The 12818-nt window shown below is 62.6% G+C and carries 15 protein-coding genes and 1 pseudogene; 1 reads left to right on the forward strand and 15 read right to left on the reverse strand.

All coding sequences use genetic code 11. The features are described 5' to 3' along the window. Positions 1–120: 120 nt before the first annotated feature. The 8 genes from pedC to pedA1 form a co-directional block, all read right to left on the reverse strand. A complete protein-coding gene (gene pedC / locus CN933_RS26325) occupies positions 121–912 on the reverse strand; it encodes a lanthanide ABC transporter permease protein PedC (protein ID WP_018098056.1) in 792 nt (263 codons plus the stop codon). Continuing rightward, positions 909–1637, reverse strand: coding sequence for a lanthanide ABC transporter ATP-binding protein PedB/LutE (gene pedB / locus CN933_RS26330; protein WP_102762900.1), 729 nt, complete (start codon positions 1635–1637; stop codon positions 909–911). Before pedB ends, pedC begins: the two co-directional genes overlap by 4 nt. Beyond that, a complete protein-coding gene (locus CN933_RS26335) occupies positions 1634–2257 on the reverse strand; it encodes an ABC transporter ATP-binding protein (protein ID WP_018098058.1) in 624 nt (207 codons plus the stop codon). The genes pedB and CN933_RS26335 overlap by 4 nt, the downstream gene beginning before the upstream one ends. Then, positions 2254–3015, reverse strand: a complete 762-nt coding sequence (locus CN933_RS26340; protein ID WP_164866750.1) for an ABC transporter permease — start codon at positions 3013–3015, stop codon at positions 2254–2256. Before CN933_RS26340 ends, CN933_RS26335 begins: the two co-directional genes overlap by 4 nt. Then, positions 3008–3979, reverse strand: coding sequence for an ABC transporter substrate-binding protein (locus CN933_RS26345; RefSeq protein ID WP_018098060.1), 972 nt, complete (start codon positions 3977–3979; stop codon positions 3008–3010). Before CN933_RS26345 ends, CN933_RS26340 begins: the two co-directional genes overlap by 8 nt. Before the next feature lie 63 nt (positions 3980–4042). Beyond that, positions 4043–4486, reverse strand: coding sequence for a cupredoxin domain-containing protein (locus CN933_RS26350; RefSeq protein WP_033047678.1), 444 nt, complete (start codon positions 4484–4486; stop codon positions 4043–4045). A gap of 39 nt (positions 4487–4525) precedes the next feature. Then, the gene (locus CN933_RS26355; protein WP_018098062.1) at positions 4526–5500 is read right to left on the reverse strand and encodes a YVTN family beta-propeller repeat protein; all 975 of its coding nucleotides are present in this window, start codon (positions 5498–5500) and stop codon (positions 4526–4528) included. Position 5501: 1 nt separating this feature from the next. Next, positions 5502–6689 carry a lanthanide ABC transporter ABC transporter substrate-binding protein PedA1 gene (gene pedA1, locus CN933_RS26360; RefSeq protein WP_102762902.1) on the reverse strand — a complete coding sequence of 396 codons (1188 nt, stop codon included), beginning with the start codon at positions 6687–6689 and terminating at the stop codon, positions 5502–5504. 126 nt (positions 6690–6815) lie between these two features. Here pedA1 and CN933_RS26365 point away from each other — a divergent pair, with 126 nt between their 5' ends. Next, the gene (locus CN933_RS26365) at positions 6816–7337 is read left to right on the forward strand and encodes a DUF3280 domain-containing protein (RefSeq protein WP_102762903.1); all 522 of its coding nucleotides are present in this window, start codon (positions 6816–6818) and stop codon (positions 7335–7337) included. 113 nt (positions 7338–7450) lie between these two features. Here CN933_RS26365 and CN933_RS26370 read toward each other — a convergent pair whose 3' ends face one another. From CN933_RS26370 to CN933_RS26400, 7 genes and pseudogenes are all read right to left on the reverse strand, one after another. Beyond that, the gene (locus tag CN933_RS26370) at positions 7451–7996 is read right to left on the reverse strand and encodes a PQQ-dependent catabolism-associated CXXCW motif protein (RefSeq protein WP_018098065.1); all 546 of its coding nucleotides are present in this window, start codon (positions 7994–7996) and stop codon (positions 7451–7453) included. Continuing rightward, the gene (locus CN933_RS26375) at positions 7993–8862 is read right to left on the reverse strand and encodes a substrate-binding domain-containing protein (RefSeq protein ID WP_018098066.1); all 870 of its coding nucleotides are present in this window, start codon (positions 8860–8862) and stop codon (positions 7993–7995) included. Before CN933_RS26375 ends, CN933_RS26370 begins: the two co-directional genes overlap by 4 nt. After that, positions 8819–9349: a c-type cytochrome, methanol metabolism-related gene (locus tag CN933_RS26380; protein WP_026168921.1), complete on the reverse strand. Its 531-nt coding sequence runs from the start codon at positions 9347–9349 to the stop codon at positions 8819–8821. Before CN933_RS26380 ends, CN933_RS26375 begins: the two co-directional genes overlap by 44 nt. 77 nt (positions 9350–9426) lie before the next feature. Continuing rightward, positions 9427–11232, reverse strand: a complete 1806-nt coding sequence (gene xoxF5 / locus CN933_RS26385) for a lanthanide-dependent methanol dehydrogenase XoxF5 (protein WP_018098067.1) — start codon at positions 11230–11232, stop codon at positions 9427–9429. Between the two features lie 177 nt (positions 11233–11409). After that, a complete protein-coding gene (locus tag CN933_RS26390; RefSeq protein ID WP_018098068.1) occupies positions 11410–11820 on the reverse strand; it encodes a c-type cytochrome in 411 nt (136 codons plus the stop codon). A gap of 13 nt (positions 11821–11833) precedes the next feature. Then, complete coding sequence (gene fghA / locus CN933_RS26395) at positions 11834–12664, reverse strand: S-formylglutathione hydrolase (RefSeq protein WP_018098069.1); 831 nt, start codon at positions 12662–12664, stop codon at positions 11834–11836. 8 nt (positions 12665–12672) lie between these two features. Further along, positions 12673–12818 (reverse strand): annotated as a pseudogene (locus CN933_RS26400) (S-(hydroxymethyl)glutathione dehydrogenase); the annotation flags it as partial.

Here is a 12818-nt window from a genome sequence, read left to right on the forward strand (position 1 = left end):
TGGTTCCTCCTCGGCTTTGAACGTCCTTCGTTCACAAGCAGGATCAGTTGAAATGCGGCTCGCGGCAATATAGCGGAAAGTGTCGGTTTTCGGCGCCGAACACCCGAGCAAGGGCAGGGTTCAGCCTTTCGACCGGAGCATGGCGCGGGCCGGATTATAGCCCCAAAGGGCGGCGAGCATGAACAGGACGAAGCACGCGCCGACCCAGGCGAGAGCCGTCAGGTTGAGTTCGCCGTAAAGCGCGAAGCGTATCAGTTCGACCGCGTAGGTGAACGGATTGAGGGCGCAGATGTCGCGCAGCAGCGGCGAACTTTCGGCCATCTTCCAGAGCGGATAAAGTGCCGACGAAAGGAAGAACATCGGAAAGATCACGAAGTTCATGACGCCGGCAAAGTTCTCGAGTTGCCGGACGGTCGAGGATATCAGCAGACCGAAGGCGCCGAGCATCAATCCGCTGATGAGGAGGGCGGGCAGCACCGCGACGTAGCCGACGGGCGGCACGGTGATGCCGGTCAGCGCAGCGATGGCCAGGAACACCGCCACTTGCAGGATGGAGACGATCACACCGGCGAGAAGCTTCGAGAACAGCAGCCACCAGCGCGGCAGGGGCGAGGTCAGCAGGAGGCGCATGGATCCCATCTCCTGGTCATAGACCAGCGCCAGCGACGACTGCATGCCGTTGAAAAGCTGGATCATGCCGCAAAGCCCCGGAAGGATATAGACCTCATAGGTGATATAGGTCTGGTAGGGCGGGATGATCGACACGCCGAGCGCCGCGCGGAAGCCGGCGGCAAAGACGATCAGCCAGACGAGCGGGCGGACGAGTGCCGCCAGAAACCGCCCGCGCTGGCGGACGAAGCGCAGGTTTTCGCGGGTGACGATTGCGCAAAGCGCGACCAGCCATGCCTTCATGCCGGAACCTCCCGGTTCTCGGCCGTCATCGACAGGAACGCCTTGGCGAGCCCCTGACCGCCCGCAAGTTCCGCGGCGGTGCCGTCGCTCAGCACCTTGCCGCGATGCAGAACGACGATCTGATCCTCCGGCCGGATCTCGTCGACCAGATGGGTCGCCCAGAGGACCGCAAGGCCGCTCGCGGCAAGCAGATGAACATGGTCGGTGATCGCCTGCCGGGAGGCAGCGTCCAGTCCGACCGTCGGCTCGTCGAGCAGCAATATCTGCGGCTTGTGGATCAAGGCCCGCGCGATCTCCATGCGCCGCCGGTGACCGCCGTTGAGCGCACGCACCTGCTCGTCGGCCCGCTCGGCCATGCCGAGCCGTGTCAGCGCCGCTTCGATCGCCACAGCGGCCTGCCGCCCCGACAAGCCATGAAGCCCGGCGAAATAGCGCAGGTTTCGGCGCACCGACATGTCGAGATCGAGCGTAGGCTGCTGAAACACCACCCCGATGCGCGCGAGCGCCGCACGCGGCTCGCGCGCAATGTCGAAGCCGGCCACGCCGATCGTGCCGGCCCTTGTCGCGAGCAGCCGCGTCAGAAGGGCGAACAGCGTCGATTTGCCGGCGCCGTTCGGCCCGAGCAGCGCGCAGAACCGACCGGTCGTGACGGAGAAGCTGACATCGTCCAGCGCCCGTGACTTTCCGTAGCTGTAGCTGACATGGCTGATGTCGAGCCCGTTCATGATGCCCTTCCCGGCGCGGCCGCAAACTCTTCTATAATCGTCGCCGGTTTTCCGGCAAGGCGGAGGCAGCGCCGGGCAAGCCGCCGCGCCTCGGCTTCCGAATGGGTCACGAGAATGACGGCAGGTGCGGTTTCCGCGATCAGCGCCTCGGTCAGGGCCAGCATGTCCTCGGCCATCGCAGGATCGAGCGACACATAGGGCTCGTCCAGGACGAGAAGCTCCGGCCGACCGGCAAAGGCCCGCGCCAGCGCCAGCCGCCGCTGCTGGCCGAGCGACAGCTGGCCGGGAAAGAGCGCGGCTCTGTCGGCGATGCCGGTCCGCTCCAGCGCTGAGAGTGCAGCTTGCATCCCGAGTTGCGGATGCACCAATGTCAGATTCTCGATGACGCTTCTCCACGGCAGAAGAACAGGCTCCTGAAAAACCATGGCAATGTTTTCCGGCCGGGTGATCTCGCCGTCGAAAGCGGTGTCGATGCCGGCGACGAGCCGAAGCAGCGTCGATTTGCCGATGCCCGACGGACCGAGGATGGCGACCGTCTCGCCGATCTCCATCTCGAAGCGGATGTCGCGCAGGATCTCCTCTTCGCCGAATGCCTTTCGTCTGACATCGATCCTGATCACGCCGTCCTCCAGCGCCGCACCCGGCGTTCGGCCGGCTGCAGGAAGAATGCCTCCACCAGCAGCATCACGCCGATGAAGGAAAGCGCATAGACCAGCACCATGGCAACGTTGAAAAGCTGGAAATAGAAATGGATCTGGAACCCTATCCCGCTGGAGCGGCCGAGAAACTCGACCACCAGCACGATCTTCCATATCACCGCAATGCCGGATCGGGCGGCAGCGGCAATGAAAGGCGCAAGCTGCGGCATGATCACATGTCGCAGCCGCGCCAGCGGACGCATGCGGTAAACCGCCGCCATGGAGTCGAGATCCGGGTCAAGCGCCCGCGCGCCTTCGCGCAGAAGCGTTGCGACATTGGGGATCTTGTTGAGCACCACCGCGGTGATGGCGGCCGTCTCGTTGAGACCGATCCAGATGTAGCACAACACGATGAGCACCAGTGCCGGCAGATTGAGAAACACGACGAGCCATGGGTCGAGCCATCGATCGACCGCGGCAACGCGCCCCATCAGAAAGCCGATCGCCACGCCGATCACCATGGCCGGCACGAATGCGCAGATCACGCGCCAGAGCGTCATGCCCAGGTGATAGGGCAAGGCGCCGGAACTGACCGCTTGCACGAAGGGTGCCCAGAGCGTCCAGGGCTGGGGCAGGACCGACGCGTCATCCGTGAAGCCGGCGGCCGCTATCCACAAGAGCAACAGCAGCCCCAGCGACAATGCGCGCACCAAGGCAGGATGTTGCAGCGTTCTATTCAAGGTGCAGAAACAATCCACTAGGCAGGCTTGTCGCCTTGCCGACGAGCTCTTCTCCACCAAGTTCCGCCATCAGCCGCAGAAAACGGTCGGCGGCCGCCTCGTCGATCGGCTTGCCGCTTGGGATGCCGGCGCGATAGCCGTCGCGTAGCGCAATGAATTCAGCGTCGTCGGCCGCATTCATCTTGTCCCGCAATTCCTCCCACACCTCGTCGTTCTCGCGCAGCAGATCCTTGGCCGCGCGCGAGGCCTTGTAAAGCCCTTTCACGATTTCCGGATGGGTCGCGGCATATTCGCCCTTCAACACGTAGCCGAGGAGCGGCGTATCGGGATCGAGCTTGAGCGCCGCCGCCGCATCCGAGACGGAGACCAGTTCATGCATGCCCTTGGCCCTCATCTTCGCGAGGAAATGCCAGAAATTGATGGTACCCGCCGTCTCGCCGGCAAGCGCCGACTTGAAGATCAACGGCGGAGCGCCGAACACCTGCTCGGTTTCGGCTGCGAGATCCATGCCATGCTGCTGCTTGGCATAGGCGCGCAGAATCAGCCAGCTCTTGTCGAGCGGACCTCCGGCAATGCCGATCTTCTCGCCTGCAAGGTCCGGCAGCGCCTTGATGCCGCTTTCATCCTTGACCATCAGGCCGCCGACTGCGCGCGAATAGGGAATGAAAACATAATCCTTGCCGGAGGCACGCTGGTTGGCCACCCAGATCCAGTCGGCCACCATCGTGTCGGCCTCGCCGCCCTCGAAGGCGACCCGCGTCGCGCCGTTGTCCGCATAGTCCTGAACGGCCAGTTCGAAGCCGTTCTTGCGGTCGAATTCGTGGGTCTTGATGGTCGATATTTCCCAGTTGACGGTTCCCGATGCCAGCATGGCCGCCCGCAATTGCGGCAACTCGTCGGCCGAGGCCGCAGCCGGTCCGAACGCGAACAGGCAAGCGGCCATGAACAGTCGAATAACTTTCATCTCTTCCTCCCCGGAACCGCCGCCTTCGGGCACCCTGTCCCGCGGACTTTCTCGGGCACCGTTTCACTGTATGGAAATCGACACTTTCTGGCTGTCGCCGGAGGATTCCGGAATCTTCACTTCGTAGCTGCCCGGTTTGACGGCGATGAAAGACAGCGTTGCAGTTCCGGCCTCGTCGAATTCCAGGCTGTCGATCGCCATGGGGCGCACCTCGATGCCGTTGACGACGATCTCGTTCATCCAGATCGCACGGAAGAACGGCGCACCGGTGATCGCCAGCTCCGCCGATCCGTCCGCCGTGATCTGCATTTCGTAGTATGCGCCTGACTGGAGCGTAATGGCACCCTTGCCGAGCGGCTTTCCGGACGCAAGCGTGATCTCGATCGGCTCTCCCCGATTGCATTTGGCCAGCAGCCCGGCAAAGCCGAGGTCGCTGCAAAGCGGCGCGGCAACGGCCGGACTCGCCAGAAAGAGCGCGGCGAGCGCCGCAAGAACCGATTTATGCACGATGAATCCTCCCCATTGGTATTTACCCATTGCTCCGCTTCAATCCGGCGCGACCACGACGCCCCAGGGCTGCTCGCCCACCTGAACCGAGCGGATCACCTTTTCCGCCTTCACGTCGATGATGCTGATATCATTGGAATTGCCATTGGTGGTGATCAGGAATTCCTCGCCCGGCGTGAATGCCATCTGCCAGACCCGCTGCCCGACGAGCAGATAGTCGAGCACTTCGTCCGTCGCTCCGTCGATCACTGCAACCCGGTTTGCCGGTCCAAGCGCCACAAAGATGCGCGAGCCGTCCTTGGTGGCCTTGACGCCGACCGGCTGCAGCCATTCCGGCAGGACGCCCGGGACTTCGAACGTGATCTTCTTGGTGATTTTCGGTTCGGCCGCCGACACGTCGATCACCGAAACGGTACCGCCGATCTCGGCGCTGACGTAGAGCTTCTTGCCGTCTGCCGTGAACTCCGCATAACGCGGCCTCTGATCCACCAGCACGTTGTGCACGATCTTGTAGGTCGAGGCGTCGATGAAATGCGCCATATTGGTGGTTTCGGACGTATTGATGATCGTCTTGGCATCCGGGCTGACCGCGACGCCTTCCGGCTCGACCCCGACCGGCACCTCAGCCAGTACCTGGCGCGTCTTGACATCCACGACGGTCACGAGATTGTCGTCCTCATTGGCGATGTAGAGCGGATTGCCGGAAGGATCGAGGGCGAAAAGTTCCGGATCCGGACCCGACGGCAGTGTGTGCAGTTCCCTATAGGTCTCGGGATCGAAGACCCTGACGGTGTCGTCATCCGACGCGCAGACGTAGAGTTCCTTGCCGTCCGGACTGATGGTGATGCCGCGCGGCCTGTTTCCGGCCGGAAACGTGGCGATCACTTCCCAGCTTTCACTGTCGAGCACGGTTATGTTGTTGCCGCGCTCGTTGCTCACGAAGACCTTGTTGGCCTCGGCCGAACCGGCAGACAGCAGAACGGCGGACACAATCGCCAGTGCGGGTCTGAGCATCTTATCCTCCAAATGCGTGACAGGCTGTCTCGGGCGCATCGATGCCCAGCGTGTCGAGCGGCGAATGCTGGTGCAGGTAGCCGTCCTGCGGCGATACGGAAACGGTCACCCGGCCCTCGGTCAAAAGGACCGGCTGCCGCAACTGCCCGTTCCAGGTGCGGAAGGTCAATTTCTGGCCCTTGAACGCGGCCAGTTCGAAATCATTGGAAAGGGCATAGGCCCGCACGCTCCCCGGGTCGGCCTTGCCGGACCGCGTCACCGCCTCTCCGATCACACGCATTGCAAGCCATGCCTGGTAATCTTCCTCGCGCATGTAGCGGCCGGTGAGTTTTTCGAAGCGGCGCTGGAACTGGGTCGCACCCCAGGCCTCGTGGGCGGGATGCCAGGAGACCGGACGCAGGCCCGCAGAGCCCGCAACCGGCCTCGGGTCCCAGCTGTGATAGGGCAGATAGGGCGCGAAAACGCCAGCCTCGTCGGCCGCGACGATCACGTCATATTCCTCGGCCTCCTGGGTGAAGACGGGAATCTGCTTTTGCACCAAGACATGACCGGTATCCGTGCGCCGGCTGCCGCCGGTGTCGACGAACTCCCGCTCCTCGACGATCTCCGCACCGAACTTGGCGGCCGATTTGCGGTAGCTGTCGGCAAGCAGCTTGTCTTCGGGATGCGAGCCGTGGATCAGCAGGATACGCGGCCATTTCTTCCACATGAGAAACTGAACGATGCTGTCGCTGAGCATCGAACGGCTCGGCGAGACGTGCAGAACATTGGCCCGGCAATCGGCATCGCGCAGCCCGTCGTCGCGAGCGCCGGCATTGAAAAGCAGCACGTCCGGTCCGGATTTGTCAGAGAGCGCCTTCAGTACGTCGCCCTCGGCGATCACCGCGATGAGGCCGATGCCTTCCGCCTTCAGCCCATCGAGCGCCGCCTCCGCCTCTTCCGGCGCAACCGCCTGCGTTTTCACGGTGTAGTCCATGCCGGTGAACGCGCCGGTGGTCCGGTTGTCCTCGTTGCCCAGCATGGCGCCGGCAAAACCCAGATCGGCGGGCGGCGCATCGAGCCGCGAGATCGGCGGACCGACGACACGATCGATCCGCAGCACAGCCGTCTTCACCTCCGCCGCCTGCACGGGAGACGCAACCAGCACCGTCACCCAGAAAACGACAAGCAAAAGCGATAGGATAGGCATTGCCGGAACGACCTCCCAATCTCCCTGACACTCCCTCGGAGATGGAGACTAACAGCGCAGTAGGTGTGGCAAAACCGATACTTAAGGAGCGTAGTTTAGCGACATGCGTGTGCTAGGCTGGCTGTCATGCGGCACATCCTGACAGTCCTCGTCTCGATCCTTGTTCTGGCCCTGTCGCCGGCGCTCGCTCGTGCTGCGCTGGACAAGCCGCTGGCGCCGGGCGCCAAGGTCGCATTCCTCGGCATGACATTCATCGATCTGTCGACGGAGGGCGCCTATAACGGAGTGCGCGCCGACGAGACCGCGCGGCTCGAGCTCATGGAAGACGCGGCGCGCGACCGCTTCGTTCAGGAAGGCTTCGTCATTCTCACGAACGAGCCGGTGGCAGCCGACCTCGCCAGTACGGTCAATCCGGCCGACTGCAACGGCTGCGACCTGAGTATGGGGGAGCGGCTCGGCGCCGACTATGTGCTGGTCGGCGAGGTGCGGAAGATCTCCAACCTTATCCTGTCGGTGGAGCTCGTATTGCGCGACGTGGACTCCGGCGAGATGCTGCGCGGCCTTGCCGTCGACATCCGCTCGAACACCGACGACAGCTGGCTGCGCGGCGTCCGCTACATCCTGAAAAACCACTTCTTCAAATCCTGAAGGATGCCCGATTAAGGCCTTTTAAGATTGGGATACCCGCCGCCTGTTTGAGCGCTCGTCACAGGGATGACGCGAAGAGGAGAGATTGCAGTCCTCCGATACGTTCCCTCGTTTCACCGGCCGCCGGGCTCCGGCTCGATGCGCTCCGTGGGGTAGCCGGCCGCCGTCCAGCCATCTGTGCCCTGCGGATACCAGAAGACATGGGTGTAGCCGTATTCGAGGGCGCGCTTTCCGGCATTCCAGGACATCCAGCAGCCGTCGAGGCAAAAGAACAGCACCGGCCGGCTCTTGTCGCCACCGGTGGCCTTTTCCAGGCCGGCGCGAAAATAGGCGTGCATGACGTCCGCCAGCCGGCCATAGCCGACATTCGGCAGCCATAGGGCAGACGGAATGGACAGCCGCGGCTTCTCGTTCCAGACCGTTCCCTCGGGCAGGTTGGCGGGCTTCGGCGGCTGCGGCAGGACGTCGATGAAGGACACCTGACCGGTTTTCCACAATGCATGGGCGGCTTCGGTCGATACGACGGTCGCGCCGGAAAGCGTCGCCGGCACCTCGGCGCGGTATTCGCTCTCCCGGTAGCCGGCAGGCTCCTCGGCCGCTGCCGTCGGGAAGGCGGCAAGCAGGAGCAGGACCAGAGAAAAGCGCTGGAGGCGGGTCATTGCTGCGCCTCGAGCGGGCCGGTCCCCATGTCGTTCAGGAGCGGCACGCCGGCCTCGGCGAGGATCGCGTTGATCTCGGACTGATTGCGACGAATGAGGGAATTGAGCTTGCGCTCCCAGACCTTCTCGCCTTGCCGCACGCCCATGGTGATGCGGTAGAAGAGCCTTGGCGGCGTGGTCTCCGACAGGAGCGGAGTCGCCTTCAGCTTCGGATGACTTGCCTTGACGAGCGGCCCGCCGATCGGCCCCCAGAGGATGGCTGCGTCGAGGGCGCCGGATTCCAGGTCGGCGAGCATGTCGTCGGCGGGATCCTCATAACGCCGGTCGACCATCAGATGATACCCCTTCGCCTTGGGCAGCAGTCCGTTTCTCGCCATATGGGTCGCCGGCGGCGTTCCCGCGACGATACCGATCCGCTTGTCCTTGAGAAGCGGGTCGGCAAGCGTCGTGACGCCGCCCAGCGGACCCTCCGACGCAACGATCAGCACATAGGACGAGGTATAGTAATGGTTGGTGTTCAGGACCAGCTCGTCGCCCTGGGCGAAACCGATGACCACATCGCAGGCATTGGCCTGCAGGGTCTTGCGCACGAAGCCGGTCGCCATCGGAAACCAGGTGTACTCCACCGGCAGCCCGAGCTTGGATGCCATCAGTTCGGCGATCCTGTTCTCGTATCCCTTACCCGAACGATCGGACATCGGCAGATTGGCCGGATCGGCACAGACTCGAAAAGCCGTCTTCGACACCAGGTCCGATGTCTGGGCTACCGCCGGCTGAGAGCCGGCGACCGCCAGCAACAGAGCGCCGGCGCCTGCCAGGAGGCTACTCGTGACCGAGACAAGCCGTTTCAGCTTCCTTGATCGCATCGGATTTCGCTTCCTTCTTGGCCGGACGTCCCCGCGGCAGCGCATCGGCTCCGCGCGCTTTCAGATAGACGTAGATGTCGTCGAGATAACACATCACGTTGACGTTCTCGCCGAAGGCAGGCATCACCGAGTTCTCGGCAGCGTTCACCTTCTTGCGCCCATTCGTGACGACATCGACGAAATCGTAGTAGTCCATGTTTATCGCGGAGGTCTTCAAGGCCGGCGCATAGCTCGACCCCTCGCCCTCAGGGCCATGACAGACGTGACATTCCGAGTGATAGCGGCGAAAGCCCGAATAGGTAAGCCAGTCGACCGTGCCGTCCTCGGCGATCTTGAAAGTGGGAACGTCGTCAGCGGTGTAGTAGCGCCCGTTTTCGTCGCGCACAGCGGTGATGTTGTCCTTTGGCGCATCTTCTGCGCCTGCGGCGCTCGCCATAAACGTCAAAAAGGCGAGGATCATCGGTATGGCTGGTCTTGATCTGGTCATCTTGCGTCCTTTTGGGGGCTGATATGAGTTGGCGCGGGCTTGTGAGCCCGCGCCAACTCCCGGGCGAAGATTGCCTCTTATTCCGGCAGCTTGAACACGGTAAGCGTGCCGCCGAGTGCGGTGTAGTTGCTGAGGGCAGAGTAGCCGCCGACGGCTCCGAGACCTTCAGTCGGGTTGGTCAGGCCCGCTGCCAGACCGATACCGGCCCAGCCGCCGACACCCGAGAGCACGGCCACGTACTGTTTGCCTTCACGGGCATAGGTCATCACGTTGCCGATCACCCCGGAAGGCGTCTTGAAGCGATAGAGCTCCTTGCCGGTTGCCGCGTCGACCGCCTTCAGATAGCCCTCGAGCGTTCCGTAGAAGACCACGTCGCCGGCTGTTGCCAGAGCGCCGGACCAGACCGAGAACGGCTCCGGCAGAGACCACTTGATCTTGCCTTCCTTGTTGTCCCAGGCAATGAAATTGCCCATGCCGCCGTGGCTGTCCTTCGGCGGGTACATCGACAGCGTGGCCCCGACATAGGGCTGGCCGGCGGTGTAGCTTACCCGGAACGGCTCGTAGTCCATGCAGACGTGGTTGGTCGGCACATAGAACAGCTCGGTCTTCGGCGAATAGGCCGCAGGCTGCTGGTCCTTGGTGCCGAGTGCCGCCGGGCAAACGCCGGTGGTGTTGGTGTCTTCGCCGTTTTGCTCCGTCGAATACTGTGCCACGACCTGAGGCCGACCGTATTTGTCGGAATTCGGATCCATGACCACTTCAGTTGCCCAGTTGACCGTGGGGTCGTATTTCTCGGCCACGAGCAGCTCGCCGGTGACGCGGTCCATCGTATAGCCGAAGCCGTTCCGGTCGAAGTGGGTCAGCAGCTTGCGGTCCTTGCCGTCGATCTGCTGTTCGGTCAGGATCATCTCGTTGACGCCGTCATAGTCCCATTCGTCATGGGGCGTCATCTGGTAGAGCCATTTGGCCATGCCGGTATCGACATCGCGCGCAAAAATGGTCATCGACCACCGATTGTCGCCCGGCCGCTGGGTCGGGTTCCAGGTCGAAGGGTTGCCGGTTCCGTAATATACCAGATTTTCTTCCGGATCGTACGAGTACCAACCCCACGTCGTGCCGCCGCCGATCTTCCACTGATCGCCTTCCCAGGTGGTGAGGCCGGAGTCCTTGCCGACCGGCTTGCCCAGATGGGTGGTCTTTTCAGGATCGATCAGCGTATCGCTGTCGGGCCCCATGGAATAACCGCGCCACAGGAGTTTCCCGTCTGCGATCGCGTAGGCCGTCACGTGACCGCGGACGCCGAACTCGCCGCCGGATATGCCGACGAGAATCTTGTCCTTCACCGGCATGACGGTGGCGGTATTCGTCTCGCCCTTGGTGGCATCGCCGTTCTTGACGCTCCAGATGACCTTGCCGGTCTTGGCGTCGAGTGCCACGACCGTCGTATCGGCCTGATGCAGGAAGATCTTGTTATCCGCATAAGCCACGCCGCGATTGACGGTATCACAACACATCACCGGGATCACGTTCGGATCCTGCTTCGGCTCGTACTTCCAGACGATCTGGCCATCCTTGCTGAGATCCAGCGCGTAGACCGTGTTCGGGAACGGCGTATGGACGTACATCAGGTCGCCGATGACGAGCGGCGAACCTTCGTGACCACGCAGAACGCCGGTAGAGAAGGTCCAGGCAACCTGAAGTTTGCCTACGTTGTCCTTGTTGATCTGGTCGAGCTTGGAGTAGCGCAGGTTGGCATAGTCGCCGGTCTGGATAGCCCATTGATTGGGGTCATCGATGAGCTTCTGCAAATCATCGTTGGCGAAAGCGACCTGTGCACCGCCGCCTATCGACATAATGGCAAGCATTGTAAGAAGTCGTTTCATTTCATCCTCCTCTTGGGTGCTGCCGATAGGGCCGTTGAACCCGCTCGCTCCGGGAAAACCTCGCGGTCTCCTCATCTCCCGGTATCGGCTTGCGACTCTGCCCCTGCCGCTGGAGAAAGCTCCGTCTGCTTCAGGGGTAACTTGCTTCTGTCCTTGTTTTCGCTTCCTCCTCTTCGGTCAGGGAAAGGTTGCCAGATACGCGATTATATCGGCGCGCTCCTGATCCTTGCGCAGACCCGCAAAGGTCATCTTGGTGCCGGGTAGGAAGCCCTTCGGACTGGTCAGAAACTCAGCGATCTTCTCCGGCGTCCAGGTAAGCCCTGCCTCCGCCGCCTTGCTCATCGCCGGCGAGTAGGCGTAGCCTTCGGCTTGGCCGGCCGACCGGCCGATTATCCCGTTCAGCAAGGGTCCGGTCTTCGACTTGGCATCCGGACCGACGGCGTGACAGGCCTGACACTTGCGGAAGACTTTCTCGCCTGCACCGGGATCTCCGACCGAAGGATCCAGAGCAAGAGCCGGCGCAGCAGCGCCAAGAATTCCACCGAACAGGACGAAAGCGGTCAGTAGGGTACCAAGTCTAAAAGCCATTCTTTCCTCTCCCTTACGCGGCGTTCAGCCGCTCTGCATGCCAGCGCACGTGGTCCTCGCCGAAGCTCGCCACGAAATAATAGCTGTGATCGTAACCCGCCTGCAGCCGGACGACGCCGGCCTGCCGCCGCTCCGCCAGCAAGCGGGCCATCGCCTCGGGCTGCAGCTCGTCCAGAAACTGATCCGCCGCGCCCTGATCGATCAGGATATCGCCATGCCAGCCGAGTTCGCCGAGAAGCAGGCAGGCGTCATAGCTGCCCCAGTCGGCCTCGTCGTCGCCCAGATACGCGGAGAACTGCTTGCGCCCCCAGTCCGACCGGGTCGGATTGACGATCGGCGCAAAGGCCGAAACGGAGCGGAACAGTTCCGGGTTGCGGAAGGCGATCGTCAGCGCGCCGTGGCCGCCCATCGAATGCCCGGTGATCCCGTTGACCCCGTTCAGCGGCAACTGATCCTGCAGAAGAGCGGGCAATTCGGTGACGATGTAATCATACATGCGATAGTGCGGCGACCAGGGCTTCTGCGTCGCATTGACATAGAAGCCCGCACCCTGACCGAGATCGTAGGCCTCGTCGTCGGCCACGCCCTCGCCGCGCGGCGACGTGTCGGGGAAAACCAGCGCCAGCCCCTGCTCGGCCGCGTGCCGCTGCAGACCCGCCTTGATCATGGCATTCTCATGCGTGCATGTCAGGCCCGAGAGATACCACAACAACGGCACCGAACGCGTCCGCGCCTGCGGCGGCATGTAGAGGCCGAATGTCATCTCGACACCGCAAACCTCGGAGGCGTGGCGGTACACGGACTGGGTTCCGCCGAAACATTGGCTTTGCGTTACGAGTTCCATCTTCGCGCTCAATAGAGGACCACGCTCCGAATGCTCTCGCCGGAATGCATGAGCTCGAACCCCTTGTTGATGTCCTCGAGCGGCATGGTGTGGGTGATCATCGGATCGATCTCGATCTTGCCCTCCATGTACCAGTCGACGATCTTCGGCACGT

The organism is Sinorhizobium sp. M4_45 (assembly GCF_002885915.1).
GTDB lineage: Bacteria > Pseudomonadota > Alphaproteobacteria > Rhizobiales > Rhizobiaceae > Sinorhizobium > Sinorhizobium meliloti_A.

What these genes read in the sequence shown, in the direction of transcription:
- pedC (WP_018098056.1), bottom strand. Translation starts at nt 912, where the DNA reads ATGAAGGCATGGCTGGTCGCGCTTTGCGCAATCGTCACCCGCGAAAAC.
- pedB (WP_102762900.1), bottom strand. Translation starts at nt 1,637, where the DNA reads ATGAACGGGCTCGACATCAGCCATGTCAGCTACAGCTACGGAAAGTCA.
- CN933_RS26345 (WP_018098060.1), bottom strand. Translation starts at nt 3,979, where the DNA reads ATGAAAGTTATTCGACTGTTCATGGCCGCTTGCCTGTTCGCGTTCGGA.
- CN933_RS26355 (WP_018098062.1), bottom strand. Translation starts at nt 5,500, where the DNA reads ATGCTCAGACCCGCACTGGCGATTGTGTCCGCCGTTCTGCTGTCTGCC.
- pedA1 (WP_102762902.1), bottom strand. Translation starts at nt 6,689, where the DNA reads ATGCCTATCCTATCGCTTTTGCTTGTCGTTTTCTGGGTGACGGTGCTG.
- CN933_RS26365 (WP_102762903.1), top strand. Translation starts at nt 6,816, where the DNA reads ATGCGGCACATCCTGACAGTCCTCGTCTCGATCCTTGTTCTGGCCCTG.
- CN933_RS26370 (WP_018098065.1), bottom strand. Translation starts at nt 7,996, where the DNA reads ATGACCCGCCTCCAGCGCTTTTCTCTGGTCCTGCTCCTGCTTGCCGCC.
- CN933_RS26375 (WP_018098066.1), bottom strand. Translation starts at nt 8,862, where the DNA reads ATGCGATCAAGGAAGCTGAAACGGCTTGTCTCGGTCACGAGTAGCCTC.
- CN933_RS26380 (WP_026168921.1), bottom strand. Translation starts at nt 9,349, where the DNA reads ATGACCAGATCAAGACCAGCCATACCGATGATCCTCGCCTTTTTGACG.
- xoxF5 (WP_018098067.1), bottom strand. Translation starts at nt 11,232, where the DNA reads ATGAAACGACTTCTTACAATGCTTGCCATTATGTCGATAGGCGGCGGT.
- CN933_RS26390 (WP_018098068.1), bottom strand. Translation starts at nt 11,820, where the DNA reads ATGGCTTTTAGACTTGGTACCCTACTGACCGCTTTCGTCCTGTTCGGT.
- fghA (WP_018098069.1), bottom strand. Translation starts at nt 12,664, where the DNA reads ATGGAACTCGTAACGCAAAGCCAATGTTTCGGCGGAACCCAGTCCGTG.